Genomic DNA, 25,400 nt, shown 5'->3' with positions numbered 1-25,400 from the left:
CGGATCAGGTAGATGTGCGCGGCGGCGGCCGGGAACTCGTTGGACTTGATGGTATAGCCGGGTGCGTACTCCTGGAACACGCAGCCGGGCGGCAGGCCGATGTCGGCGAAGTCGCAGCGCGACTTGGACTGGAACAGGTTGTCGCCGGTCACCGCGTGGTCGCTGTCGTCGTCGGTGGAGGCGCCGGAGAAGTTCGGGCCGATGAAGCCGACGGGGAAGTTCCGCGAGCGGATGGAGTCCTTGCGGGACTTGCCGTCCCAGCCGGAGCCGTTGGCGCCGCCGGTCATGTCGTTTTGCACATCGTAGGTGAGGGTGGCCTGCCCGGTGACTTCGTGGGCGTCGTACTCCTTGGCGCCCTTCCACGTCATCGCGCCGTCCCAGGTGAAGTTGGTGTCGGCGGCCGTGCAGCCGAAGTCACACCGAGGATCGAAATCGATCTTGATGTCGTTCGTCATCGCCGGGGTGGGCGGAGGCGAGCTCTTCGGCTGGATCCGCGCCCAGTACTTCATGTCCGGGCTCTTGGTGTCGAGCTTGATCTGCACGTCGATGAAGAAATCGGCCTGCGAAAGGCGCTGCTTCGTCTTCTTGTCGTAGGTGTAGTACTCGTAGTAGGCGGCCATGCACATTTCGGTGCGGGTGAACCAGCCCCACAGCGCCTCGTCGGGGTTCGGTGTGCCGTCGGGGTTGAGCCCCGAGCACGCCGGGATGAGTTCCGTGGTGGCCCGGCTGCCCTTCGGCTGCGGGGTGTCGGAGAGCTGTTCGGTGACGATGGACGGCTTAGTGGCCTTGCCGCCCTTGGCGCGCACGGGTTTGATCTTCGCGCACATCACTGTGCCGTCTGCCTGGTCGGTGCAGTTGTCCTCGTCGGCGCGGCCCAGCTTTGTGGCGCGGGCGTCGTAGCCGGGGATCAGCTGCCACTCACCGGTGGACTTAAACTTGCCGTCGTTGTAGGCCGGCTTGTCCGGCAGCTTGATGTTCACCACGTGGTTGGTGCGGACCTGCCCGCCGGCGAGGAAGCCGTAGGTGCCGGCGGTACCGACGTTGTCGGCCCGGTCCACGGTGGCGACCTCCACGTGGTGGGCGCCGACCCGGTCCGGGGTGGCCGAGAACGATCCGGTGGCGCCGGTCGTGGGCGCGGACTGCCACTCAGCGGCCGCCGCACGCGGTGCGCCAGTGCCGCCGTTGTCCTCGCCGCCTTCGGTGCCGTCCAGCAGAGCGGAGTCGGCGTTTTCGACGAGTTCGGCGTCAAGCCGGTAGCGGATCTCACGGGCACCGGCATCACCGGTGTCGACGTTGAAGGTTCCCGCTACGCCCGTGCCGCCGCCGTTGCCGTCGTCCGGGTAGGTCGTGGAGGAGATGTCCGTCGGCTCGCCGGGGGCGGTGGTATCGACAACGAACTGGGTCCAGGGGGACCAGCTGAGGTTGTAGTGCGTGCCGTCGTAGGCGTTGGTGCGGAACTTGTACGTCTTGCCGTCCTGGAGCTGTCCGGCCGGGACGGTGACGGAGGCCGGCTTGCCCGAGGCGACGAAGGCGGACACGAGTAGGCCCTCGCCGGCCGGGGTGGTGATGGGGGTGTTGGTGGCGGCGTCGTAGACCTGGAAGGTGCCGTTGACGGTGTCGCCGTCCGGGTCGGTGAAGGTGTCACGCAGGGTCGGGGTGGTGGTGTTCACCGCCCACACGCCCGCGTACGACTTGAACGGCGCGCCGGCCTGCCGGTTCGTGCCGTCGGAGGGGCGGTAGTTGTAGGTGACGGACAGCTTGGGCTGGTTGGCCGCGTTGTTCGCGGAGTTGACCCGCTTCCACGCCTTGGTGTCGTCGGTGGCGGCGCGCAGACCCATGTGGCCGCGGGTGGCCTTGGCGGACGCCCAGGACTGGACGAGCGTGTCGACGTCGGCGTTGATCCACCCGTCGGGCTGGGTGGCGGCGCAGTCCGGGTTGCCCTTGGTCTGCGTGGAGGAGTGGTACTCCTGCTTCCAGGTGGGCTGCGAGGACCAGCGCGAGGACGTGGAGGGGGCGCTGGTGTCCCAGATGGTCCAGGACTAGGCGGCGCAGTCGGTGTTGCCGGAGTGGAAGTTCCACAGCGCCAGGTTGGTGTCGACGATGAGCGCGTCCTGGATCGGTGTGGTGTTCCAGGTGATGAACGAGCGTGCGGTGCGCGGGGTGCCGTCGGCGTTCTTGGTGCCGGGGTTGCCGAGGTCGAGTTCGGTGTCGGTGGACCAGTCGACGGTCTCGCCCTGCTGCACGTAGGTGTCGAAGGTGTTCGACAGTGCGGAGGTGGACGGGTCGACGGTGACCGGGTACTGCGTATCGGGGTCGGCCAGGTAGTTGGCATCCGGGGTGACGACCAGGTCGACCTCACCGGCGCCCTTGTCGACGACCTGCATGTCGACGCGGACCCTGTTGGTGTGCTCTCCGGAGGTCTTGTCGACGGCCGCGTCCCACATGACCGGGGCGGGCATCGTGGCCCGCACGGCATTGGTCTTCACGTCGGTGAAGGTGACCGAACCGTCTCGGTTCGCCTTGGCTTTGAGGCCCTTGGCCTTGACCGGGAGGGTGTAGGAGTAGCCGCCGGCACTCGGCCGCTCTGCGATCTCGACGAACTGCTCGAAGCCGGTGCGGGTCGCCTCCACGATGACGTCCGCCCCGGGCACCGCGTTCTTGTAGCGGGCGCGCGTGCCCTCCAGATCGGGCTCCGGAAGACCGCCCTTCCACTGCAGCGTCACGCTCTCGTCGCCCTGGCCGAGGGTGACCAGGTTGCGGGGCGCGGCGTCCTTCGCGGCACGCACGGAGGCGGCTTTGGTGCCGCCCTTGCCGGCCAGGCGCAGGCCCTTGGGGTGGTTCTTCGCGCCCACGGAGCCGTCGGCCGCGCGGGCGAGGGAGACGTCGACCTGCTGCCACTTCCCGCCGCGCCAGACGCGTTCGGGACCGGAGGTGAGCTCCGTGGTCAGGGTGCCGTCGGGGTTGGCGACGGTGTACGTCGTCTCGGTCGTCTCGTCGGTGACGACGACCTTCTTGCCGGTCTTCTTCGCCTCCAGGATCGCCCACGCCTTGGAGCCCTTGGCGTGTGCGGCGGCCCAGGCCATGTCGGAGGCGAGGATCTCGCCCTCGGACGGCTGCTGGGCCTTCGTCGGGGCCGACTTCGGCTCGGGGGTTGCCGCGACGGCCGTACCGCCGGCGACGAAAGCGGCCTCGGCGACCAGCAGCAGGGCTGCTGCCGTCGCCCTACGGGACATCCGTCTGCCCCGTTTCGGCCCGGAGAACTGTGTGTCAGGAGACACGAAGTGATGCCTTCCTCTTGGGAATTCGATCGTCTGTGCGAAGCGCACAGGCGAACGACGGTATGCGCGCCAAGCGGAGGGCAGTAGTCCGGTTCCGGCCGTACGGAGGGCTTCGGATTGTGCAGGCCGTGATGGAGTTGATCTTGCAAAGGAGAGGCGTCTCAAACATCGGATTAGTCACACACAGGCGCAGGGTGAGGGGCGTACGCGGCTACTCGCCAGTCACCGATTCGCGGACATTCCGCGAGCGATCCGCGGATATTTCGCGAGCAAACCGTGGATGTCGGACGAACCGACGTCAAAGCCTCAGGTGGTTTCTAAATTGTCGTGCCGAGTGGTGAATTCTGGCTGGAAATAAGCGTCCGGGCCCTCGACGCCGAGGAGGGATGTGGGCGACCACCCGGTGCAGGCGAAGTCACGCAGCGCTGCACGCCACCTGGCCGTAGCTATACGAGAACAGCGCCGAGAGTCCCGTGGGTTCACGCAAACTGAAGGTCTTTCCACGGGAACCCGAGGATGGCTGTCGTGTTTTCGTTGGTTCGGCCTTCGGGTTCAGGCGAACACGCGGGGTGAGTACCGAGCGGACCGCCCCTTCGGCAACCTCCTTGGGACGGTGCTGGCATCGTACGAGTCATGAGAACAGCAGGAACGACACCGGAACCGGAGTCCTCAACGCGGAGCATCCTCACGTCTCTGGGTGAGGTGGCGTGCCGTTATCAGGCTGATGAGATCCGCCCGGAGGACCTGCCGATGATTGCTGCCGAGGCGCTCGCGGCCGGGCTGGACACCCCGACGTTGCGCGAGCTCGCCGGATTGCCCCGCAACGCGGATGCCCGAGATATCCGCGACGCGTTTGAGCAAGCGCTCTCCGAGGCCGGACTCGAGTTGCCTGATCCGGGCCTGGCAAGGCGCCACGCGCTGCGTCGGCTGGCGGCGAGGCTGATCAACGGGGAAATCACTCTCGCCGACCTGGCGACGGACGACTGGTGGGAGACGGAGGTCGAAACCGTTGAGGAACGATCATTCGTATCGCTGATCCCGCAATGCGGGTGCTGCATCGAGTACACGTTGGGGCTTGACCAGCGGACGTGGGCGGCCGAGCTGCGGATCGCCGCGCTCGCCCTGACATCGTCTCCACCGATCGGCCCCGGTTGCTGACTCTGCCCTGACGGCATGTTCCCCCCATCAAAGGCGTGTACCGGTCGAGCAGACTTCACCGAAATGGCTGTTCAGCGGCCTGGTCCAGCAAGGCCCGTGCGGAGTCCGCGTAGCGGATGGCGGTCTTCTCGTCGATGCCGAAAACGAGGGCGAGGTGAAGGGGGTCGGCGCCGTGGGTCAGGGCTTCTTCGAGCTGGCGGTCGACGCGGAGTCGCTCCAGGGTCGCGGTGAGGTTGCGGGTGGCCCGGGTGGTCCAGAGCTTGCCCGCCGGCCCGAGTTCGACGGCCGTCTTCTGGGTGATCAGCAGGTGTGGGTTGGCGGGGCACTGTCACGTTGACTGGCCGGGAGGATGATTTTCTGGTTGGTCGTGCCGGGGAGGGATTCGTTCGTGTCGTCCGCGTCGCCGTCGTACAAGGGCCACCGGTACCCGGTGGAGGTGATCGCGCACGCGGTATGGCTGTACTTCCGCTTCCCGCTGTCCTTCCGCGAGGTCGAGGAGCTGATGCTCGAGCGCGGCGTCATTGTCTCCTACGAGACCATCCGCCGCTGGTCCGCCAAGTTCGGCCAGGCCTACGCGGACGGACTGCGCCGCCGTCGGCCACGGCCCGGGGACAAGTGGCACCTGGACGAGGTCTTCGTGAAGATCAACGGAGAGCAGAAGTACCTGTGGCGGGCCGTCGACCAGGACAGCAACGTGCTCGACATCCTCCTGCAGAGCCGCCGGGACAAGGACGCGGCAGGACGCTTCTTCCGCCGCCTGATGAAGAAGACCCGTACGGTGCCGCGAGTGGTCGTCACCGACAAGCTCCGTTCCTACGGCGCGGCGCACCGCGAGGTCATGCCCTCGGTGGAGCACCGTTCCCACAAGGGCCTGAACAACCGGGCCGAGAACAGTCATCAGCCCACGCGGCAGCGCGAACGCGCGATGAAGGGATTCCGTTCCGTCGGCGGGGCCCAGCGGTTCCTGTCCGCGTTCAGCGGCATCTCACCCCACTTCCGCCCTCACCGCCACCTGATGACAGCCTCCGACCACCGAGCCGAGATGACCGTCCGCTTCGCGATCTGGGACCAGATCACCGGCGCTGCCGGCCGGCCCACCACGGCCTGACCACAGGCCCGGACCGCAAGCCCACCAGGCCACGACGCACCGTCAGGCACCTGCAACCCAACAACGTGACAGCACCCCTCGCAAGCATCAGGCGCCGGCAGGCCGCCCGCGACCCGGCCCGGCGGCGATGACGCCTCCTGCGCGGGGCGATGGCCGGGCGGGACCGGCAGCCGTCGACCTCGTCCGTGGGCCGACCAATCGCCGCACAGAGGTGACTGGTCTTGTGCTCGGCGACACCGGGCCCGCGCAGATGAACGTAGTTTCTGCCGCTCCTGGGGAAGCTATTTGATCTTCGCGGCGATGGTCCGGACGAACTCAGGGAGCACATCGTCCCGCCAGACGAAAGGTGCTGGGGCTGGCGTGCCCTTGAAAGTCACGGTGGTCTGCCCGCCTACGGTGAACAGCAGCGGGCCTTTGCGACAGTTCCAACTGCCCTCTTGGAGCCCGGTGATGACACAGCGATCCGCACCCCCCGCACCCTGGTTGGTATTGATTCCCAGCGCGGCACGATCGACGTAGCTGACAATCAACATGGGGTCGGCCACGGCCTCGATCCGGAACCAGAACAGGGTAGCGGCGTAGGTCTCGCCCGGAAGGCGCATGCTGTAGAGGCACTGGCCGGACTCGGACCTGTCACTCTCCTTCCACGAGGAGTCCGCAGCAAATTCCTTGATCGACAAGGAGTTGATCGGACGGCTCTCCTGTTTGATGTCCTTGGCGCCAGGGAGGATCGCCTTGATCTCCTCCTGGTCCACGAACGAGCACGCGTCCGGCCACTGATTCGCGGCCAGGATTGCCCCACCCTTGAGTTCAGGAAGGTTGACAGTCGCATCTCGGGGGACGGCCTTGCCTATTGCAACATCACCCTCGGACGGCATGTACGTAGCGACCAGGAGCGTCAGCAGCACGACATTTGACATCAGCAGGGTGAGCACCATGGCTCTGTTCTTCCACATGGCGGCCGATTCTCCCCGAGGAGCGAGCTGATCGTCGACCGCAACCGCTGCGCCGAGGCATCCCGCTGCCGGGAGATCCCGGACACAGCCGCAGAGCAAGACCGGCCGTCGGTTCCCGTGAACCCAAGGGCCAGAGCCGCCGGACAAGGCTGAAGACCAATGAGTTCGTCCCAAAGCCCCTTCAGTTCGCGCGAACTCATGGGCCTTTTGGGGTGTGACCGAGATACGCGCCAAAGGGGCAACGAGATGATCTCGAAGCCCTGATGCGCTCGGACTCACCTGCGACGGCGGGCGGCAGGGTCGCGTTCGGCGACGTGCCGGGCGACCGCGTCGACGCCGGGGCGGGCGTACCGCTCCAGGGAGCGGACGGAGGCGTGGCGGGAGCGGGCCAGCAGCATCGGGGTGGATGTGCCGCCCTCGGCGTCGTGTAGGGTGCGGCCGGGCCGGGCGGCCGATATCCACACCAGACGGCCTCGCTCGTCGGTCAGCGCGAGGACGTGCAGGCCGTGGCGGCGATGCTTGCCGGAGTAATTCGGGCGGTTCGCCTCTCCGGTACGGCGCTGGGTGGGGATGAGGGTGCCGTCGATCAGGACGACCTCGCCGCCCCGCCGGGCGATCTTCTTCAGGGCGCGGTCCAGGCGAGGGGCCTTCGCGGCCAGCAGGTGGATCAGCTCGTCGCGCCAGCGCCGGATGGTGGTGGCGGAGATGTCGTTGCCGCCGGCCATGTCGGCCAGGCGCTGATCGTGCCGCAGCACAGCCAAGACAATCACCGCGATCCTCCCGGGCGGCAGCGCCCGCCACCTCGACCGTATCGCTTTGAGATGGCGTCGCAGCAGGTCGGTGAGGTAGTGCAGGGTGTGCGTGGACAGCGGCAGGCGGCACTGGTAGACCAGGGACACGGTGTCTCCGGCGTGCTCTTCGGTTTTCGTCACACAATTCCAACAGCCGCCGGGGGTACCTTGGTTACGCCCCGATCGCCGTGCGGACCGGTCACGGGCGGGTGGTGAACTTCCCGTCGGGTCGTTTGTGCAGCCAGCCGCGGTCGGCCAGCTTCGTGAGCTTCCCGCGCAACGGCTCCAGCTTGCCCCGTACCCCGGTGTCCAAGCCCAGCACCTCGCCGATCTGCCGGGTGGCGACCGGGCCGGCGGCCTGCCGCACCGCGGTCAGGATGCGCTGGTACTCCGCCGGCAGTGCGGACTCAGCCACCCCCGGCCCACGGTCCGGGGGTGGCCGTACCGCCCGACCTGCCACCTGGACCACCGGCGACCCGGCCTCCGTGCGCTCGTCGGCGAGCTGCTCGCTCATCCGCTGCCACACCCGCTCGGCCACGGCCAGCTCATCGCGCTCAGCTCGTACCTCCGACAGCTGCTTGACCAGCTGCTCTTCGTCCAGCTCCGCACGCCGCGCGGCGATCCGCTCCAACACCTCGAGATCCATCATGGGCCCGAGCGTAGGAGCGGCACCCGCGACGACGGACGGGAATCCACAAACCCACTCCCGCCAGACGATCTACACCCCAGACTGCCGCCCACGACCAGCACGAGCACCCCGAAACGACATCACACCAGCACCCTGACCAGCCACTTCAAGATGGCGCAGCTTCGGTGATGGCCAGCCAGCCAGCGCGGCGGACCATCTCGGGGAGCGGGTCTTCAGCAGGGCGGCGCAGCGGTGCGGGGACAGCGCCGAGAATCAAGTGGGCACCGTCCCCGCCGTCGGCGGCGCTGGTTCGCAGCTCTTCGATGTCGCGGGTGGCCGAGCCGTGGTCGCGGCGGCGGATCTCCCGGGCGAGGGACCAGCACAGCCGGGCGGCCGGAGAGTCGTCCGGCTCCTCAGCGGCGAGTTCTACCAGCGCGCCAATGGGGTTGGTGACGTGGCAGGCCGGGACCACGGCAGGTGGTGTGCCGGGCCGCCAGGCAGCGATGCTGTCCTGGTCTCGGAGAGTGGAGAACCAGTAGGGGGCCTTGGTGCCCAGAGCGGCGGCCAGTTGCTGCCATGTGGGTTTGTACAGCTCCGAGAGTTCCATGTCGCTGAGGACATCCTGCGCCGCCAGTTCGGGTACGTATGGTTCGGAGACCTGTGTGCGAGCCTGGGCGACCACCACAACCGCGTACCTGGAGGCCATGCGGTCTGCATGGTGTCCGTATAAGGCGTCGATGACTGCCCGGGGGCTGGTGTTGCCGTCCTGGAGCGAGTAGGCCACTCCAATACCGCCGACTGCGCTCTCCCATCGCAGGACCGCGTAGCCGTCGACGAATTCGGATTCGTCGAACTCCGCCTTGCCGCCAGCAGGCGCGTGCAGCAGCAACGGCGCATGCCCGGTGTCTGTACGGAGACGAGTACCGCCCCAGGCCTGAGTGCGGCCTCGAACACCGAGAGCACTACTTCGTCGAGGAGCTGACCTTCGCCGACGCGGATTCGATCCTCGCCATGCTGCGTGAGCTGTGCCCGCACATAGTTGATGGCCGCCTGCCGGTCTGGGTCCGCAACCTGTCCTATCGGCTGGTGCTCTTGCAGCGACCCGACGAACCGGCGTTGATGCGAGAGGCTGCCGAGAACCTGTGGCTGCACGGACCGGACTGGGACGACATCGCCACAGACCTGACGGGGCGGGCAGACGCTCTTGGAACGGGCTGATCACGGCTTGAGCCAGAGGCGGATCGAGGCCACGGTGACCGTGCCGTGGAAAACATACGCGCAAAGCGCGTGGCCACGGCTCGGGAGTGCTTCAGTCGGTTGATCGTGCGCTCGACCTCGTTCCGGCGTTTGTACATCTCCTTGTCGAAGTCGGCCGGCCTACCTCCTCGGCTGCCGCGGCGCTGGCGGTTGGCCCGCTGGTCCTTCGGTTCCGGGATGGTGTGCTTGATCTGGCGCCTGCGCAGGTAGCGGCGGTTGCGGCGAGAGCTGTAGGCCTTGTCGCCGCCCAGGTGCTCAGGGCGGGTGCGCGGATGACCACCGCCGGGGCGCTTGACCCGGATGCGTTCGAGGACGGGGACCAGCTGCGGGCTGTCACCCCACTGGCCCGGTGTGACCAGAAAGGCCAGCGGCCGACAGCCACCCTCCCCGGCAAGGTGAATCTTGCAGGTCAGACCGCCCCGAGAACGGCCGAGTCCTTCGTCTGGGCGGTGCTGACGAGGCGTTGATCTTCTCTTCGGAACCCGTGGCGCTCTGCGCGGCGCTCCAGCAGCGTGCTGGTGGGCCTGGCACGAGGTGGAGTCCACGCTCACCATGCTCCAGTCGACCCGCCCCTGAGAGTCGGCGTTGGACTGGACGGCCTGGAGGATCCTCTCCCAGGTGCCGTCCGCTGACCACCGGCGGTGGCGCTCATACACGGTCTTCCAGCTTCCGAACCACTCCGGCAGGTCCCGCCACGGGACACCCGTGCGGATCCGGAACAAGATCCCGTTGATCACCATCCGGAGATCAACCCAACGCCCTCCCCGGTGTCCGGACTTCGGTAGATGCGGCGCAAGTCGCGCCCACTCGTCGTTCGTAGGATCGCCCCGCCCCACAACCGAAACAATGGTCTAATACTGCAACCGCATCTGGAGAATGTGGCCTCGGCGTTTGTAGTGGGAGCGGCGGGCTCGTGCCTGGCTGCGTCGTCGGAAGCGTGACCAGTGCAGATAGTGCTCGTTGCTGTGGCAGTGGCGCGTGACGACGACGTGGCCCATCAACCGGCGGATTTCCGGGACGCTGAGGGGTATGAGGTCCTGCTCGTCGTCGAGAGTGCCCCTTTTGCGGCTTCTGCGGCGCGGACGGCAGTCAGGTAGGCGAGGGCGGCCATGGCCAGGGTGATATGGCGGTACCAGGCCCGGTAGAGCCGCACCTGGTAGTGGTCCAGACCGCACTCTCCCTTCGCGGTCTGGAAGCACTCCTCCACCGCCCACCTCGCAGCAGCCACTTTGACCAGGTCTTTCAGTCGGGAGGCGACCGGGCCGTAGCAGACGTAGTAGGCGATCTCGCTCGGGTCGCTGACGCTGCGTCGAGCCAGTACCCAGTGCCCGAAACCGTTCTCCCAGTACGGGCGGATCGCGACACGCGCCCAGTCGTAAATCCGCTCACCGTGCGCGCCGGCCCCGCCGGAGATCCGTTTCCACCGCTGGCGGGGCAGCGCGGCGACCAGCTGGTCCACCCGCGCGTCCGCCCCGCGCGCGGCGATCACGGTGTCGTTGACCTTCGTGGCCAGCACGTGCGCGACCCGACGTTCCTCCAGCCACACTCGCAGGTGCTTGACCTGCCCGTATGCCTCGTCAGCGGTGACCCACGCGAACGGGACACCCGCGTCGATGGCGCGTTGCAGCATCCACTTGAAGTGCTCGTTCTTGGTCGCGAAGGGAACTCCGTCATCGATCCCGGCCGCGCGGCAGCGCTCACGGTCATCCGTCCAGGAGACAGGGATGTAGAGCTCGCGGTCGATCAACGCCCGCCCCCTGGAGGAGGCGTAGGCCAGGAATGTTCCGATCTGGCTGTTCTCCGTGCGGCCGGCCGTGCCGGTGTACTGACGCTGGACGCCGGCGGACTTGGTGCCCTTCTTCAGGAAGCCGGTGTCGTCGCCGATCAGCACCGCATCCTTGGCACCGATGGTCTCCACGACGAAGTCCCGCACATCGTCGCGGACCGCGTTCTCGTCCCAGCCGGAGTGGTTGAGCAGGCGCTGGACGCCGTCGGGGCGCAACTGCCCGACCTGCTCCGACAGCGTCCACCCGTTCTTTTTCTCAAGCGGCGCGAGCAACCCGTTCAGGTAGTCCGACGCCCGCTCGCGGGGCTCCGACCTGCCGAAACGGTCGGCGAACCGGGCATGGAACCCGGCTATCCCCTCGGACCACGACTCGACCTGCTCAACCGTCAACGATTCATCGCACAGTCGGAACAACGAGCCAATCCGGCACCTGTCACGGCAGATGCGGTTGCAGTACTAACCCGAGGCGGTCACGTGATCCGCCGGACAGAACCTAGGCCGCCCCGAAACGGGGGCGGCCTTCTCGGCCTTCTTGGCGCGGCGACTCACCGTACGTCCTTTGCGGCGCGGTTCCAGGCGGCGTCGCGCAGCAGCCGCAGCCCGTTGAGGCCGACGATGACGGTCGAGCCCTCGTGGCCGAGCACGCCGAGGGGCAGCGGCAGGTGACCCACCAGGTCCCAGATAACCAGGCCGGAGATGAACACTGCGGCGATGACCAGGTTCTGCACCACCAGGCGGCGGGCCGCCCGCGACAGGCTCACGACCGTGGGGACAGTGGCGAGTTCATCGCGGACGATGACGGCGTCGGCGGCTCCTACGACCGCAGCCCGGACGCGGCCGCGTGGACCGCGCACACCCTCCACGGGCGGCGCGATGTCCTCGCCCGCCGGGGATGGTCGCCGCAGTGGGCCGCCGCCCGCTCCACCGCGACCGCTCTGGCCCGGCTCGGTGACCCGCAGCCGCTGCTCGACTTCATCGACCGTGCCCTGGCCGACGACGACACCGCCGAGGCGGCGAACCTGAACTACTGGGCGCTGTGGCTGGGTGCGCTGCCCGTCCCGCAGAGCGACGACACGTTCATGCGCGACCGCGGCCTGGCCGGCTGGGACGCGCTGACCCTGCTGCGCGGCCTCGCCACGGGTCTGGTCGAAGCACCCGGCTTCGTCGACCTGTACGCACACTCCCTGCACGTGCTCCTTGCCGTGGCGCCGTGGCTGCCGCAGGCGGCCGGCCCGCTCGCCTCCCCGCTGCGCGAGCGCACGGCCCAACTACTGGACGGCGTTCACCTTTCAGCACGATCACGCCGGGAACTGGGCAGGGTCCATTACGTTCTCGACAACAACCGCACCTGAGCAATCGGAGGCATGGCATGTCGGACGACACCACCAAGGGCACCGCGGGCTTCATCTTCGAGATGGGCGTGCTCAAGCGCTCCGCCCGCACCGGCTGGTGGTTCACCGGCAACAAGCACCCCGAGTCGGTTGCCGAACACTCCTTCCGCGTCGGAATCATCGGCTCGGTCCTCGCCATGATGGAAGGCGCCGACCCGGCCCGGGTCTCGCTGATGTGCCTGTTCCACGACAGCCAGGAAACCCGCGTCGGCGACATCCCGCACATCGGCCGCCGCTACCTGCGGGCCGCCCCGAACGGCGAGGTGACCGCGGACCAGGTCTCAAACGCTCACCCGGCCATCCGTACCGGGGTGCAGAGCGCGGTCGACGAGTACGAGGCCGGCGAAACCCCCGAGGCGGTCGTCGCCCGCGACGCGGACAAGCTCGAGTGCCTGGTGCAAGCGGTGGAGTACCGGGAACAGGGCTACACCCTCACCCAGAACTGGATCGACACCAGCCTCGCGTCGCTCAAGACACCGTCCGCGAAGGCCCTCGCCGAGGCCGCGCTGTCCATGCCGTCGCTGGAGTGGCAGCAGAACTACCTCCGATAACCCGACCGGCAACCGACCGGTTCAGCCCACCCAGCCCTTCGGGCCTGGCACCACCGTCGGCTCTCCGCCGAGTGTCGCCGGGGCCCGCACCCTCTGGGGTGGCGCGGGCCCCGGCGTGAGGGGCAGCAGACCAGGTCGTCCTGTCACAGACCGCCGACTGCACCTTCTCTGTCTACGGACCCGGTGGCACCCCCGCGACCTGCGAAGAGCAGCGTGACTACGGCCGTCACCCGTCCGGGCGGTCACGGAGCCGCCGGCGAACCGGGCCGCCGTACCGCGTCGTCATCGGGGGCATGCGTATCGACGAGCAGCACATCACCGAGCCGGGCCTCGTGGTCCTGGACGTCACCGCCGCCGACGAGGACACCATCCGTGCGGTGATGGACAGCCTGCAGCAGTGGTGGGCCACCTCCGGGATCACTCTGGTGTGGCGTGCCGCAGGAGAGGCGGGCGTGAGGGCGCGGGTGTACGCGGACAGCCGACGCCGTGCCACCACGGAGTAGATGCGGCCGGCCGATGCCGGGCGGGCCACGATCGTCGGGGCGGCGGCTACGCGCGGTCTCAGCGCATCGATCCTCTTTCGCCGTCGGCCCAGGCGCGGTGTCCAGCGCGGGCCACACCCAGGCCGACGCCGCCCCACAGCCTGGGTGAGCCGCCGCGGGGGGCATACCCAAGGCTGCGTCGGGCGGTCAGCGGCCGACCGGTTCGAGGTAGCGCTCTCGGCGCCGGTGCGGGTCATCGACGCCGATCTCGTACCAGGGCTCACCGCGCTGGAGCCGGTGCAGGGTGTTCCCGCCTTGCCCGCCAGGACGACGTGCAGCGTCGGGAAGCGCTCGCTGCGGGTGTAGCGGCCGGAGCTGGTGATGTTCTTTCAGTCGGCGAACCATCCGTTCTGGGACGGCTCGGCCATGCCGAGGACTTCGAGTTCGTAGCGGTTGTCGAGTTCGAGACCGCAGGTATAGCAGTCGAAGTAGTCGGGGAACTCACCCCTGTTCCTGCGGAGCCTTCCTCTCTTCTTCTTGCGGTAGGAGTGCTTGGGCTGGTTACCCAGGGATGCGCGGACGTCACCGTCTGCACCGCATACAGGGCACTTGACCGGCCGGTAGAGGCATTGGCCGAACTCGCTCCTGTCGACGTCCGGCTCCACGATGTCGGCCTTCGCGATCTCTTCCGAGGTCTATCTGGGCTGCTTGGAAATTTTCGCTGCGGAAGTCTTCGGCCATGGCTTCCAGGAGCCCGTCTGCCCAGTACTCCAACTCCGCCTCATCGACGGCTTCGACTCCCGCTTCCTCGATTACCTGCCCCGCCGTGATCTGGGCGCGTTGCTGCATCTGTTCGAGGTCCAGCCGGCCGTCTGCCCACGCCCCCCAGAAGGTGGGAATGTCTTCCTGGAGGTTCGGTCCGGTTGCCCCAGGCGGCGACGTACTCGACGGTGCCGGCCGTGCCGGCGGCGACGGCACAGGCGAACCGGCGGACATCGCTGTACGCCGATCGCTGTATGCAAATTTGAACGGAGCGCTCCGCTCCGATAGATTCGCATCCACCGGCCGGGCGGCATGACAGTCGCGGCGTGAGAGTGCGGCGCACGCGGTTCACGCGCGGTCGTGACGCCTCCGCGTCCCCTGCCCAGCCGCCATCACAACGGCGCCCGGGACGGCGGCCCGACCCATGCCGGGCGGACCGCCCCGCTCCCACGCGGCGTGCTGCCGCCCCCTCAACCTCAGAAGGAGTCGTCAGTGGACGACAACAGAACCCAGCACCGCGGCGCGATGGCATCGCGACCGAACTTGGTGCTGGCGGCACTGCTTGCCGCGGTGGGCTGCTTCTCGCTGATGCAGACCCTGGTCATTCCCGCGATGTCCGTGCTCGCGCAACGCCTGCACACCGACACCGCCACGGCCGGATGGCTGATCACCGCATTCCTGCTCGGCGGGGCCGTCCTCACCCCCGTACTGAGCCTGCTCGGCGACAAGTACGGCCACCGACGGCTCCTCGTGATCGTCCTGCTCATATTCCTCGCGAGCACCCTCGGGGGCGCCGCCGCCCCGAACATCGGCTTCCTCATCGCGATGCGCGCGGTGCAAGGCGCCTCCATGGCCTCGCTCCCGCTGGCCCTCGCCATCGTCCGCGAAGCGATGCCCCGGGAACGGATCGCCTCCAGTTTCGGCACCACCGCCGCCATGCTCGGCGGCGGCGCGGGCATCGGGCTGGTCCTGGGCGCCCTGATCATCCAGCACACCTCGTGGCGCTGGATGTTCGGCGTCGAAGCGGTGTTCATCGCCCTGGCGACCCTCATGGTCATCGCCTGGGTGCCGGAAAGCCCCGAACGCCACAGCAAGCACGTCGACGTGCCCGGGGCCGTTCTCCTGGCCGGCGGGCTCGTCGCCCTGCTCCTGGCGATCACCGAAGGCACGAAGTGGGGCTGGCTCTCCGCCGGAGTGCTGTCGCTCTTCGCGGCCGCCGTGGCGCTCTTCGCCGTACTCGGCGTGGTGTCGGCCCGCCGGTCCGACCCGATCCTCGACCTCCGGCACATCACCCATCTGCCGATGCTCGTCACCAACCTCGCGGCGCTACTGATCGGTGTCGTGCCGTTCTTCTTCTACGTCCTGGTCCCGCAGCTGCTGCAGCTGCCCAACGGTCTGCCGCCCGCGCTCCGCCCGGCGGCCTCCTACGGAGGCGGCCTGACCATCGTCCAGGCCGCACTGCTGGTGCTGCCGAGTTCGGTCTGCGTCGTCCTGGCCGGGCGGACCGCGCACTGGCTGCGTGGGCGGCTCGGAGCCCGGGCACCCCTGGCCGCATGCATGACGCTGATGACGTCGGGAGCCGTGCTCACCGCGTTCTTCCACGGCTCCCCGACGCAGCTCGCGCTGTGGTTCTGCCTGATCGGCCTCGGTGCGGGCTACGGGTACGCAGCGCTCGCCGACCTGGTCGCGGCCCTCGTGCCGCGCCGCGAGATCGCCGCGGGCAACGGGCTGAACACCGTCATCCGGACGGTCGGCAGCGCCGTGGGCAGCCAGCTCTCCGTCGGCTTCCTGCAGACCTTCACCGTGAACGGCACGCCCGTGCCCGCCGAGAAGGCCTTCACGGTGGGTTTCTGGGTCGCCGCCGCGCTCGGCGCCCTCGGTATCCTGCTCGTCGGGGCCCTGCGCATCCGCCCGCACCACGAGGAGCCCACGCCCGAGCCCACCGTGGCAGCACTGGCAGCACCGGTTCCGGTCCTCAGCAACCCACACTGACCCAGTCAACCCGCCCACGTGGCAGGAACCGCGTCGACTGCCGCACCGAAGGAGCACGAGCATGCGCGCCGACCGCACCGGACCGCCCCGCGGACGCCAGAAGGAAGCCGACCGCAACGACGAGCGGATCCTGCGTGCGGCACGTGAAGTCTTCGCCGAACACGGCTGGGACGCCCCCGTCTCGGAGGTCGCCCGCCGTGCCGGCGTAGGCATGGGCAGTCTCTACCGGCGCTACCCCGCCAAAGAGGACTTGGCCCAGGCGCTGCGTGTGGAGGGCATGAACGACCTGGCCTCCCTGGCCGGCACCGCCGTGGCCGACCACCCCGACCCCTGGGCCGCACTCGTCTCCTTCCTGCGAGCAACGCTGTCCGCCACCGGCACCGGCTCCCTCCTCCCTCTCATAGGGGGCCGCCTGCCCGCCACCGACGAAGTGGACGCCGCGGACGACTGCCTCCGGGCGGCACTCGACGTCCTGGTCGACGCCGCCCACCGGTCCGGCGCACTACGCCCGGACTTCAGCTCGGCCGACCTCCTGCTGCTGCTCGCCCACCTCAACGCCCGCCTGCCCACGACCACCGAGCGCGCGGTCGAACTGCACCTGCGCTACCTGGACCTCGTCCTGAGCGGTCTTCGGAACCCCGCGAACACCGGCATCCAACCGGTCGGCCCGCCCACCTGGGCGGAGCTGAGGGATCTCTGGAACGCCCCGTGACCCCGCTCTGCCCGCACTTCCAACAGGGCTGCCCGGGTGCCGAGAAGGGCTTCCAGCCGCCCGGGCCCTGGGCGGGGGCGCCACCGAATTCCCGTTGAGACTGCAGACGAGACCACCCACGTCGAAGACCCCCGTCTACCTCGGCTTCGCGCTCCTGCTGCTCTCCCTGCTGACGCTGTTCCCGCCCGGCGCCGGATACGCCCTTGCCGGCGTCACCCTCGAAGCAGCCCTCAGAGTGCTGTACGTGAATTTATGTCCGGCTTGTCATCGCTCGATGGGGTGATGTTGGGGCATCATGATCCTGCTGGCCGCGCCCGGCCTGGGAGGGCGTCCGGGCCCCCGGAACCCGATGCTGTGACCCCGACAACCCACCCGCCACAGCCATCGTCCGCTGACGTTGCCGTCACCGTTGCCGTCAAACGACCCGAGGGGCCCCTCATATGCGTAATGGCTATCGAACTCTCCATGAGGCACTGTCACGTTGACTGGCCGGGTGGGATGATCTTCTGGTTGGTCGTGCCGGGGAGGGATTCGTTCGTGTCGTCCGCGTCGCCGTCGTACAAGGGCCACCGGTACCCGGTGGAGGTGATCGCGCACGCGGTATGGCTGTACTTCCGCTTCCCGCTGTCCTTCCGCGAGGTCGAGGAGCTGATGCTCGAGCGCGGCGTCATTGTCTCCTACGAGACCATCCGCCGCTGGTCCGCCAAGTTCGGCCAGGCCTACGCGGACGGACTGCGCCGCCGTCGGCCACGGCCCGGGGACAAGTGGCACCTGGACGAGGTCTTCGTGAAGATCGACGGAGAGCAGAAGTACCTGTGGCGGGCCGTCGACCAGGACAGCAACGTGCTCGACATCCTCCTGCAGAGCCGCCGGGACAAGGCCGCGGCAGGACGCTTCTTCCGCCGCCTGATGAAGAAGACCCGTACGGTGCCGCGGGTGGTCGTCACCGACAAGCTCCGTTCCTACGGCGCGGCGCACCGCGAGGTCATGCCCTCGGTGGAGCACCGTTCCCACAAGGGCCTGAACAACCGGGCCGAGAACAGTCATCAGCCCACGCGGCAGCGTGAACGCGCCATGAAGGGATTCCGTTCCGTCGGCGGGGCCCAGCGGTTCCTGTCCGCGTTCAGCGGCATCTCACCCCACTTCCGCCCTCACCGCCACCTGATGACAGCCTCCGACCACCGAGCCGAGATGACCGTCCGCTTCGCGATCTGGGACCAGATCACCCAAGCTGCCAGCCGGCCCACCACGGCCTGACCACAGGCCCGGACCGCGGGCCCCACCAGGCCACGACGCACCGTCAGGCACCTGCAACCCAACAACGTGACAGCACCCCGCCCGGTCCAACCGCTCCAAAGCCGACCAGGACCCCGCCGAATGGCTCCCCCCGGCCATCGGAGCACTGTGCCGCTACGCCTCGGAATGGACCGCCACCAAGCTCCGCTGGGACCTGACCGTCGACGAACTGGAAAAGGACCGCCTGCTCGACATCGCAGCCGGCTGCGGCGGTGACACCGTCACCTACACCCCCGCACCCTAACCAGACACCACACGACAAGGGCCCTGGCACTCCCGGGGCCCTCCCCCCACGAACGCACGGCGGTACAGGCAGCTCAGCCGGCCTGCTGAGTGGCTGTTCCGGTTGGGGTGGACCTCGCGGGGCTGTACGTCGAGCTGTCGTACATGGAAGCTGTACGCGAGCGTCGGCGGCATCGGCTGCTGGGCTGTGTCACGGCCCGCTTCGAAAACGCCGGAACCGTGCCGTAACCCGATAGTTGGCTGAAGTTGCCCACCCGGTCGGCCCGGTCGGCCCGGTCGGCCCGGTCGGCCCGGTCGGCCCGGTCGGCCCGGTCGGCCCGGTGCTGGCCGAGCAGGAGGACGAATGGGCGGAAGCCCACCGCCCCATGGGCCGCGAGCTGTTGGCCAAGGACCGTTTCAACCCGATCGACGGAGGAACCGACGGTCCCGTCCTCCCTGCCGGACTCACCGCATAGCCTGCTAACGGATCAACGAGTGGTCATCGGCACACCATTCCGGAAGCCGTGACAGATCACGAGTGAGGTGTCATGCGAGGACGACCGGCCCTGGTCTTGGTGCACAGCCCGCTCGTGGGGGCCCTGACCTGGCAGCCCGTCGCGAAAGTGCTGCACGCCCGAGGGCACGTGACGATCGTGCCCTCGTTGGCGAAGGTATTCGGGGGCACCGGACCGTACTACCCGAGGCTTGCCGCAGCCGTCGCCAAGGAGATCGACCGACACAAGAGTGGGAGACAGATCGTGCTGGTGGGGCACAGTGGCGCCGGAGCCCTGCTGCCCGCCATCACCAGCACGACGACAACGACCGTCGTTGGCACGATCTTCGTCGATGCCCTCCTGCCACACCCCGGCCTCAGGTGGTTCGACACAGCCCCGGTAGAACTTCGTGAGCACTTGTGTGAGCTTGCTCTGGACGGAAGGCTGCCGCCCTGGAACGGGTGGTTCCCGCCGGGCACCGTCGAGGCACTGCTGCCCGACCCGCACCTACGCGCCCGCTTCTGCGCAGAGCTTCCCAACGTTCCCCTGGCCTACTTCGAGGAGCCCGCCCCGGCACATCCAGGCCCCACCCCTTCCCGGAGTGCCTACCTTCAGTTGAGCGATGCCTACGAGGCCGAAGCTCTCCAGGCCAAGCGGGAAGGCTGGCGCGTCAGTCATCGAACCGCTCACCATCTGACCATACTCACCGAACCGCAGGAGATCAGCGCAGCGCTGGAGGAATTGATCGACGGCCGTGCACTGACGGGGTCCGGATGAGCGGGCGTACCGGCATCTTGCGGATGGCCTCGGAGCTGCTGGCCAGCACCTCGCGCAGCGGCAGAGTGCCGCCCTTGGAAAGCCCTCGGCGACGTCGAGTTGGCACCCGACTTCGCGGGTGCTCCAGAACTCTCCTGGGTACGGCTACTCATGCGGCGCGCAATGCTGGCGCCTACCGTCACATGCATGTTCAAGAGCCCTGTATGTAGAGCCCGGGTCTCCGGGCGGTCCGTCCTGTATGCCGTCACAGGGCTCGTGATGGTGGCGCTGCTAGTCGCTGCCGTGGTGGCGGGGAACGTCGTGTGGAACGGCGCGCCGTATCCTTCGGCCGACCCCAACGCGGTCGCGCAACGGCTCAAGGCCCGGTCCGACGAGGTGTACGCCGGCTTCGCGCTGCCCGAAAAGTACGCCGCGGACTCGGGCAGGGTCGATACCGGCGCCTGTTACTACCGCGGGCTGAGGAGCATCGCCCACATTGACGAGGCACGAAGCGACGTCCGCAGCTTCGGTCTCGATTGGAGCGTGCCCGACGTCCCCGAAGCCACCGCCCGAGACGCGCAGCGGCGCGTGCGCCAGCGGCTGGAACAGAAGGGTTGGAAACTCACCCACGAAGGCGATCGTGCAGGCGCAACCTTCCTCGAACTGGGCTTCCGATTCGAAAACCCGGAAGGCGGCGACCAGGTCGACGTTCGGTGGAACGACTCGACCACGACTCTGTTCATCAGCGTCTACGCCCCCTGTGGGAAGGTTTCCGACGAGTTCGTGGAGTACGACTGGTCTGAGGCGGGCTGGCACCCGAAAGAGCAATTCGCTGGGCTTTGAAGGGTGCCTGCCGCCATTGAGGAAATTTCATCCTGATTTCGCTGGTCACGGGCCTGGTGTGAGCTTGTAGTGGGGTACTCGTGCTGGCCAGAACATGATCGGCAGAGGGAGATCGTCTGCCACCTCTGCACTTCGCTGTTCGCCAGGACGAGCAGGGCCCGCAGGAGGGTGGTCGCGTGGCGGGTGTTCATACGGACCTTGCTGAGGAATCGCCAGGTCCTCCTCCCCGGCCAGACAGCAGCGCGGCCGGGCCGCCATCACCGATCGGCAACTGCTCGACCCCGGTTCCTTCGTGCGCAGGAAGAAAGCCCTCCCGGCCGAGATAGAAGAGCGACGCTGGCCCGAGAGCATCGAGTACAGGCAGCACCGCACACCAGACGGAGGAATAGTCAAGACCTGTGGATCAAGTCAGTCGCGGTGGTGTCCCTGACGCAGTCGGCGACTGGCGTCGGCTCGGACCCGTCGGGTTCTTCCGGCTTCGGCGAGCAGGGTGAGGACGGCGGGTGAGGGCAGGGTCTCGACGGCCTTGCGCTGGAACCAGTCGGATCCGGTGGTGACTTCCTCCAAGCCCCACGGCTCGCCCAGGGTGATTGACCGCAGCAGGGCCCATTCGCGCAGACGGCGGGCGAGGAACTCCCGCTCCGCGCTGATCTCGGCCATCGCGCGGGCCCAGGCGGTGAACCCCTCGTCGGCCAGCAGCTGCGCCGCATGACGGTCGAGGTGGCGGACGATAGCCGACTGCGCCATCGTCGTGTCCGAGTCGCGCAGGATTCTGGTCACCAGATCGGCTTCGTCTTCGTCACGGACGACGGCCAGCTCGTGCAGGTAGCGGGCGAATCGCTGGTGCTCGTTCTCGGCGGAACGGTCATCGGCGCCGTTGGGGCCGTTCACGCGGCGGCCTCCTCGGAGCGCTCGACGAGATAGCCGCGTTCAAAACGGGCGCCGGCCCGCACCAGCGCCACAAGATGGGGTGCGTTGACCGCGCGCCAGCGGGCCTGCGCGGATTCGATCAGCTTGAAGACCATGGCGAGGGCGGCACCCCGGCTGCCGGCACCCTTGGTGACCTTCGTCCGCAACCGGACCGTGGCGAAGGTCGACTCGATCGGATTTGTGGTGCGCAAATGGACCCAGTGCTCGGCGGGGAAGTCGAAGAAGGCCAGCAACTCGTCCTCGTCGTCCGTGATCCGCTTGACGACCTTGGGGTATTTCGCCTGGTAGGCCCGCTCGAAGGCGCGGACTGCCCTGGCCGCGTGTTCCTTGTCCTCGGCGTTGTAGATCTCCTGGATCGCGCGCTTGGCCGCAGGCTGGGCCGACTTCGGCAGCGCGTCCAAAACGTTGGCCGTTTTGTGAACCCAGCACCTTTGATGGCGGGTGTCGGGGAACACCTCGTTCAGTGCGTTCCAGAAGCCGAGTGCGCCGTCTCCGACGGCCAAAACCGGAGCCCGCATGCCCCGGCGAGCGCAGTCCCGCAGCAGCCCGGCCCATGCCTCGGACGACTCGCGGTATCCGTCGGTCATCGCGATCAGTTCCTTCGTGCCATCGGCCCGCACGCCCATCAGCACCAGGACTGCGGCCTTCGCCTCCTCCAGGCGGATGCGCAGGTGGACGCCGTCCGCCCAGACGTACACGTAGTCGGTGCAGGACAGGTCGCGGTCCATGAACGCCCTGTGGTCGGCCTGCCATTGGACGGTCAGCCGCGTCACGGTGGCGGGCGAGAGGCCGGCCGAGGAGCCGAGGAACTGCTCGAGTGCGGGCACGAAGTCGCCGGAGGACAGGCCGTGCAGGTAGAGCAGCGGCAGCACCTCGCTGATCTTCGGGGACTTCCTTGCCCAGGGCGGCAGGATCGCCGAGGAGAACCGCTTGCGTTCGCCCGTGGCCTCGTCGATGCGCTTGTCGTTCACGCGCGGGACCTTGACCTCGACGACGCCGGCGGAGGTCGTGACCTTCCGCGGCTGGTGATGGCCGTTTCGCACGACCAGGCGGCGACCGCTCTCGTCCCGCTCACCGGCCAGCTCGGCTATGTAAGCGTTGACTTCCGCCTCCAGGGCAGCGGCCAACATCCGTCTCGCGCCCTCTCGGACGATCTCGTCGATCAGGGAGCTGTTTGGCGTGGAACCGTCAGCATTGACTACCGGGCGTGCCTTCCCGACCGGCGCTGCGAACGCCGGCCTACTCGGTGACCTTCCATCGATCACTCGGGAAGGTACGCCCCTCGCGTGCCACCCGAGCCCCGATCCACAGGTCTTGAGCATTGCTCAGCTCTTCGTGGGTCATCTTCCGTGCGGCGTCGTCCAGTATTCCGGCCTGGGTGTGCGACATTGATGCGCAGTCATGACTTAAAAGTGACTGTACCAAACATATTCACGCACGCTTTGCCTCATGGTCTCTCTTCCTGGACAAGCTTTGCGGGCGCACTCGCCCCCAGGCCTACGACTAGGGCTTTCCCACCCCAGCGGAGAAACCTTGAAAACGATCAGATCCCTCCTCGCGGCGATAGGCTGCGCTGTGCTCGCACTGACTGGTGTGTTGATCGCGCCGTCGTCCGCGAGCGCCGACACCGTGACACGGGTGACGGCGCCGCAGTTGCGGTTCACCAGCTACAACATCTGCGGCAACATGTGCGGCGACCCGAACTACTACGACAACCAGCGCCGCATCGACCAGGTGGTCGCCGAGACGTCGGCGGATGTGTGGGGCGCGGACCAGATCTTCCTGTCGGAGGTGTGCCGCTCGCAGTACGACGCGATCCTGGCCAAGCTCGCCCCCAAGGGGTTCAACGGCCTGTACACCGCGACACTGTCGGGCTATCCGACGATCTGCCACGGCAGCGACTACGGAATGGCGGTCTTCGTCAAGGGGCCGGCGCTGGAGACCACCGTCCTGGACCTGACCCAGGGCGGCGAGACGGAGCCGATCAAGAACCCCTGCATCAAGTCCCGGCTGCAGGGCCGGATCACCTGGTCCTGCTCGATCCACCTGTACTGGTCGGCCTCGCCGACGCTGCGCGACGCCGAGGCGCGTGAGCTCGCCGCGCAGGCCAAGGCATGGGAAGACGCGGGCATCCCGGTGGTGCTGGGCGGGGACTTCAACGCCCCGCCCGCCAGCACCATGGCCTCGTATTTCTACGAGCCCGCCCTGGGTGGCGGCGCCAAGGGAACCATGATCGAGGTCGACGAGACCGACCGCGACTACTTCACCCCCGCCTGCGTCTCGGCGGAGGTGTCGCAGTGCCGCTCGGGTCAGGACAGCAAGGACGGCGGCAAGATCGACTACGTCTTCCTCAGCGCCAAGTACTTCGCCAACCCCGAGGCCGACGTGCTGCCGATGGACACCAAGGTCTCCGACCACAAGCTGCTGCGCGGTGCAGCAACCTGGAAGCACAGCGGCCAGACCACCGGCAGTCTGTCCAGCTAGGCAGTCGGCGATGACCTGGATCAGCACGCGGGCAGCCCCACCGGCACCTCCGCCGCTCCTTGCAAGAGCGGCGGCTTCTAGCCGGCGAACCTGCCGACCGCTGCGGGGGATTTCTCTGGTGACGGCCGGGCCGACCTGGTCGGCCGGGACACCGCCGGTGACCTGTAGCTCTACAAGGGCGACGGAGCGAGCCACTGCGCACCCCGCACTCACGCGGGCAGCGGATACACCGCAGGCGAGCTGATCTTCCAGACACGGCGGTTACGACGAGATTGTCGCACCGCTCGAACCCCACGTCTGATCCGCTCCAAGAATGAACGGGAGGCCGCCACCCTCGCGGGAGTGGCGGCCTCGCCGTCCTTGCACCGCGCTGGAACCCCGGACAGCTCGGGTGGACCATCGACCGGCAACGCCACTGGGCCGGGCTCACCACACTCCTCGCGGCCGGCGGAAAGCTGGACGAGATCCTGCCCGGCATCACATACCAGGGCGATGACATCGGGCGCTGGCTGGCGAGGCAGGTGCGGGAATGGGTGCGCCTGAACCCGGAGCAGCAACACCGCCTGGACGAACTCGACGTGAAACCAACTGCACGGCCCCAGAAAGCCCCAGCACGAACCAGTGTGAAGACAGGGGAAGGAAAGGGCGCAGCACGCGGTACAGAAGCCTTCCAACGAGGCGTAGCAGCCCTGAAGCAATACATCGCCCGGGAAGGCCGAACCGTCGTCGGAAGACAGCACACCGAGGAACTCCCCGACGGCACCTCCGTACGCCTGGGCGTATTTCTCAGCAACCAAATGAGCCGCCGCGACCGCCTCACCGAAGACCAACTCAGCACGCTGGCAGCCCTCGGGTTGGGGTGGGCGCAGTGACAGGCGGGGCGGTGAAGCCGGACACGTCATACCGACCGGCAACCAACGGACCTGCATCATCACCAAAAGCGTCAGCCCCAGACCGGCATTCGTGTCACCACTCGAATCACCAACCACAACAAGCTGAACAGAAGAAACCCCATACCTGACGCACTGACATCACGATGCCGAACCACCACCGCCAAAAACCCGCAGATCATCACCACTTCCCCTTCACCGGCTGCCTCCCGGAGACCGGGAAGCCCCCGACCACCACGCCGACGCCGAGCGACACCCCCACGACGACGCCGCCGGTGGACGCCACGCCGTCCGCCTCGGTGACGCCGCCCACGGAGAGCGGCACGCCGTCCTCCGGTTCCTCCGAGCCCGCGGCACCGGGCACGCCCGCCCCGTCGTCGAGCAAGACGCCGGGCAACGGCGGCGACCTCGCCTCGACGGGCAGCAGCGGCACCGTCCCGATGATCATCGGCACCGCCGCGGTACTCGCCGTGGGTACCGGCCTGGTCGTGGCGGCCCGCCGCAGGGCCAAGCGAGCCTGACACCCGGCGGCGTCACCCGCCCCGCCCGTCCGGCAACGGACACGACCGACGGCCCGGCCCGGCCCCTGATGAGGGAGCCGGACCGGGCCGTGGGCGTCCCGCCACAGCTGTT

Annotated in this window: 23 protein-coding genes and 4 pseudogenes; 16 read left to right on the top strand and 11 right to left on the bottom strand. The window is 68.0% G+C overall.

Annotated features, from left to right (window positions below; genetic code table 11):
- Nucleotides 1-1,004: 1,004 nt before the first annotated feature.
- Nucleotides 1,005-3,083, bottom strand: a pseudogene (locus tag OG953_RS42970) (DNRLRE domain-containing protein); the annotation flags it as partial.
- An 828-nt stretch (nt 3,084-3,911) separates the two neighbouring features.
- Between OG953_RS42970 and OG953_RS42965 the strand changes: the two are divergent.
- Nucleotides 3,912-4,436 carry a hypothetical protein gene (locus tag OG953_RS42965; protein ID WP_405691518.1) on the top strand — a complete coding sequence of 175 codons (525 nt, stop codon included), beginning with the start codon at nt 3,912-3,914 and terminating at the stop codon, nt 4,434-4,436.
- Nucleotides 4,437-4,785: 349 nt separating this feature from the next.
- Complete coding sequence (locus OG953_RS42960) at nt 4,786-5,544, top strand: IS6 family transposase (RefSeq protein ID WP_405691516.1); 759 nt, start codon at nt 4,786-4,788, stop codon at nt 5,542-5,544.
- Between the two features lie 281 nt (nt 5,545-5,825).
- Here the strand turns inward: OG953_RS42960 and OG953_RS42955 are convergent, their stop codons facing one another.
- The 4 genes from OG953_RS42955 to OG953_RS42940 all read right to left on the bottom strand — a co-directional run bounded on the left by OG953_RS42955 (nt 5,826) and on the right by OG953_RS42940 (nt 8,808).
- Nucleotides 5,826-6,482: a hypothetical protein gene (locus tag OG953_RS42955; protein WP_405691514.1), complete on the bottom strand. Its 657-nt coding sequence runs from the start codon at nt 6,480-6,482 to the stop codon at nt 5,826-5,828.
- Between the two features lie 293 nt (nt 6,483-6,775).
- Complete coding sequence (locus tag OG953_RS42950) at nt 6,776-7,432, bottom strand: transposase family protein (RefSeq protein ID WP_405691512.1); 657 nt, start codon at nt 7,430-7,432, stop codon at nt 6,776-6,778.
- Nucleotides 7,433-7,490: 58 nt separating this feature from the next.
- Nucleotides 7,491-7,940, bottom strand: coding sequence for a hypothetical protein (locus OG953_RS42945; protein ID WP_405691510.1), 450 nt, complete (start codon nt 7,938-7,940; stop codon nt 7,491-7,493).
- Between the two features lie 145 nt (nt 7,941-8,085).
- Entirely contained in the window at nt 8,086-8,808 is a 723-nt protein-coding gene (locus OG953_RS42940) for a hypothetical protein (RefSeq protein WP_405691508.1), read from the bottom strand.
- Between the two features lie 17 nt (nt 8,809-8,825).
- Between OG953_RS42940 and OG953_RS42935 the strand changes: the two genes are divergently transcribed.
- Nucleotides 8,826-9,137 (top strand): hypothetical protein, encoded by a 312-nt coding sequence (locus OG953_RS42935; protein ID WP_405692426.1) that lies wholly within the window; start codon nt 8,826-8,828, stop codon nt 9,135-9,137.
- On the opposite strand, the pseudogene OG953_RS42930 reads toward OG953_RS42935, so the two are convergent.
- From OG953_RS42930 to OG953_RS42920, 3 genes and pseudogenes are all read right to left on the bottom strand, one after another.
- Nucleotides 9,138-10,012 (bottom strand): annotated as a pseudogene (locus OG953_RS42930) (IS5 family transposase). It abuts the gene before it with no gap.
- A 161-nt stretch (nt 10,013-10,173) separates the two neighbouring features.
- Nucleotides 10,174-11,352 (bottom strand): IS701 family transposase, encoded by a 1,179-nt coding sequence (locus OG953_RS42925; RefSeq protein WP_405691506.1) that lies wholly within the window; start codon nt 11,350-11,352, stop codon nt 10,174-10,176.
- Nucleotides 11,353-11,507: 155 nt separating this feature from the next.
- Nucleotides 11,508-11,771, bottom strand: a pseudogene (locus OG953_RS42920) (heavy metal translocating P-type ATPase); the annotation flags it as partial.
- 270 nt (nt 11,772-12,041) lie between these two features.
- Between OG953_RS42920 and OG953_RS42915 the strand changes: the two are divergent.
- From OG953_RS42915 to OG953_RS42905, 3 genes are all read left to right on the top strand, one after another.
- Complete coding sequence (locus OG953_RS42915) at nt 12,042-12,314, top strand: hypothetical protein (RefSeq protein ID WP_405691505.1); 273 nt, start codon at nt 12,042-12,044, stop codon at nt 12,312-12,314.
- 17 nt (nt 12,315-12,331) lie between these two features.
- A complete protein-coding gene (locus OG953_RS42910) occupies nt 12,332-12,904 on the top strand; it encodes an HD family hydrolase (RefSeq protein WP_405691503.1) in 573 nt (190 codons plus the stop codon).
- Between the two features lie 293 nt (nt 12,905-13,197).
- The gene (locus OG953_RS42905) at nt 13,198-13,407 is read left to right on the top strand and encodes a DUF6207 family protein (protein ID WP_405691501.1); all 210 of its coding nucleotides are present in this window, start codon (nt 13,198-13,200) and stop codon (nt 13,405-13,407) included.
- Nucleotides 13,408-13,775: 368 nt separating this feature from the next.
- On the opposite strand, the gene OG953_RS42900 is transcribed toward OG953_RS42905, so the two are convergent.
- Complete coding sequence (locus OG953_RS42900) at nt 13,776-14,051, bottom strand: hypothetical protein (protein ID WP_405691499.1); 276 nt, start codon at nt 14,049-14,051, stop codon at nt 13,776-13,778.
- 589 nt (nt 14,052-14,640) lie between these two features.
- Here OG953_RS42900 and OG953_RS42895 point away from each other — a divergent pair.
- The 7 genes and pseudogenes from OG953_RS42895 (at nt 14,641) to OG953_RS42865 (ending at nt 20,463) form a co-directional block, all read left to right on the top strand.
- Nucleotides 14,641-16,140, top strand: coding sequence for an MFS transporter (locus OG953_RS42895; protein WP_405691497.1), 1,500 nt, complete (start codon nt 14,641-14,643; stop codon nt 16,138-16,140).
- 61 nt (nt 16,141-16,201) lie between these two features.
- Entirely contained in the window at nt 16,202-16,852 is a 651-nt protein-coding gene (locus OG953_RS42890; protein ID WP_405691495.1) for a TetR/AcrR family transcriptional regulator, read from the top strand.
- 498 nt (nt 16,853-17,350) lie between these two features.
- Nucleotides 17,351-18,109, top strand: a complete 759-nt coding sequence (locus tag OG953_RS42885) for an IS6 family transposase (protein ID WP_405691493.1) — start codon at nt 17,351-17,353, stop codon at nt 18,107-18,109.
- Between the two features lie 79 nt (nt 18,110-18,188).
- A pseudogene (locus OG953_RS42880) lies at nt 18,189-18,392 on the top strand (HNH endonuclease); the annotation flags it as partial.
- A gap of 235 nt (nt 18,393-18,627) precedes the next feature.
- Nucleotides 18,628-18,846, top strand: coding sequence for a hypothetical protein (locus OG953_RS42875; protein WP_405691491.1), 219 nt, complete (start codon nt 18,628-18,630; stop codon nt 18,844-18,846).
- Between the two features lie 72 nt (nt 18,847-18,918).
- Complete coding sequence (locus tag OG953_RS42870; RefSeq protein WP_405691489.1) at nt 18,919-19,641, top strand: alpha/beta fold hydrolase; 723 nt, start codon at nt 18,919-18,921, stop codon at nt 19,639-19,641.
- A 186-nt stretch (nt 19,642-19,827) separates the two neighbouring features.
- Nucleotides 19,828-20,463, top strand: a complete 636-nt coding sequence (locus tag OG953_RS42865) for a hypothetical protein (protein WP_405691487.1) — start codon at nt 19,828-19,830, stop codon at nt 20,461-20,463.
- Nucleotides 20,464-20,871: 408 nt separating this feature from the next.
- Here the strand turns inward: OG953_RS42865 and OG953_RS42860 are convergent, their stop codons facing one another.
- A complete protein-coding gene (locus tag OG953_RS42860) occupies nt 20,872-21,354 on the bottom strand; it encodes a hypothetical protein (RefSeq protein ID WP_405691485.1) in 483 nt (160 codons plus the stop codon).
- Nucleotides 21,351-22,559: an IS256 family transposase gene (locus OG953_RS42855; protein WP_405692424.1), complete on the bottom strand. Its 1,209-nt coding sequence runs from the start codon at nt 22,557-22,559 to the stop codon at nt 21,351-21,353. Before OG953_RS42855 ends, OG953_RS42860 begins: the two co-directional genes overlap by 4 nt.
- 367 nt (nt 22,560-22,926) lie before the next feature.
- Here OG953_RS42855 and OG953_RS42850 point away from each other — a divergent pair, with 367 nt between their 5' ends.
- The 3 genes from OG953_RS42850 to OG953_RS42840 all read left to right on the top strand — a co-directional run bounded on the left by OG953_RS42850 (nt 22,927) and on the right by OG953_RS42840 (nt 25,288).
- On the top strand, nt 22,927-23,877 hold the full coding sequence (locus OG953_RS42850; RefSeq protein ID WP_405691483.1) for an endonuclease/exonuclease/phosphatase family protein: 951 nt from the start codon (nt 22,927-22,929) through the stop codon (nt 23,875-23,877).
- Between the two features lie 533 nt (nt 23,878-24,410).
- Nucleotides 24,411-24,749, top strand: coding sequence for a Helicase associated domain protein (locus tag OG953_RS42845; RefSeq protein ID WP_405691481.1), 339 nt, complete (start codon nt 24,411-24,413; stop codon nt 24,747-24,749).
- Nucleotides 24,750-24,913: 164 nt separating this feature from the next.
- The gene (locus OG953_RS42840; protein ID WP_405691479.1) at nt 24,914-25,288 is read left to right on the top strand and encodes an LAETG motif-containing sortase-dependent surface protein; all 375 of its coding nucleotides are present in this window, start codon (nt 24,914-24,916) and stop codon (nt 25,286-25,288) included.
- Nucleotides 25,289-25,400: the final 112 nt, after the last annotated feature.

The sequence above is a fragment of the Streptomyces sp. NBC_00057 genome (genome assembly GCF_045041165.1).
In the GTDB taxonomy this organism is placed as follows: domain Bacteria; phylum Actinomycetota; class Actinomycetes; order Streptomycetales; family Streptomycetaceae; genus Streptomyces.
Note: the sequence above shows the minus strand (reverse complement) of the source record. Positions and strands in the feature narration are given on the sequence as shown.

Bases quoted from the DNA above. Each gene is read 5' to 3' on its own strand.
- OG953_RS42955 (WP_405691514.1), bottom strand. From the start codon at position 6,482: ATGGTGCTCACCCTGCTGATGTCAAATGTCGTGCTGCTGACGCTCCTG.
- OG953_RS42890 (WP_405691495.1), top strand. From the start codon at position 16,202: ATGCGCGCCGACCGCACCGGACCGCCCCGCGGACGCCAGAAGGAAGCC.
- OG953_RS42910 (WP_405691503.1), top strand. From the start codon at position 12,332: ATGTCGGACGACACCACCAAGGGCACCGCGGGCTTCATCTTCGAGATG.
- OG953_RS42915 (WP_405691505.1), top strand. From the start codon at position 12,042: ATGCGCGACCGCGGCCTGGCCGGCTGGGACGCGCTGACCCTGCTGCGC.
- OG953_RS42885 (WP_405691493.1), top strand. From the start codon at position 17,351: ATGATCTTCTGGTTGGTCGTGCCGGGGAGGGATTCGTTCGTGTCGTCC.
- OG953_RS42865 (WP_405691487.1), top strand. From the start codon at position 19,828: ATGTTCAAGAGCCCTGTATGTAGAGCCCGGGTCTCCGGGCGGTCCGTC.
- OG953_RS42960 (WP_405691516.1), top strand. From the start codon at position 4,786: ATGATTTTCTGGTTGGTCGTGCCGGGGAGGGATTCGTTCGTGTCGTCC.
- OG953_RS42840 (WP_405691479.1), top strand. From the start codon at position 24,914: ATGCCGAACCACCACCGCCAAAAACCCGCAGATCATCACCACTTCCCC.
- OG953_RS42945 (WP_405691510.1), bottom strand. From the start codon at position 7,940: ATGATGGATCTCGAGGTGTTGGAGCGGATCGCCGCGCGGCGTGCGGAG.
- OG953_RS42870 (WP_405691489.1), top strand. From the start codon at position 18,919: ATGCGAGGACGACCGGCCCTGGTCTTGGTGCACAGCCCGCTCGTGGGG.
- OG953_RS42905 (WP_405691501.1), top strand. From the start codon at position 13,198: ATGCGTATCGACGAGCAGCACATCACCGAGCCGGGCCTCGTGGTCCTG.
- OG953_RS42965 (WP_405691518.1), top strand. From the start codon at position 3,912: ATGAGAACAGCAGGAACGACACCGGAACCGGAGTCCTCAACGCGGAGC.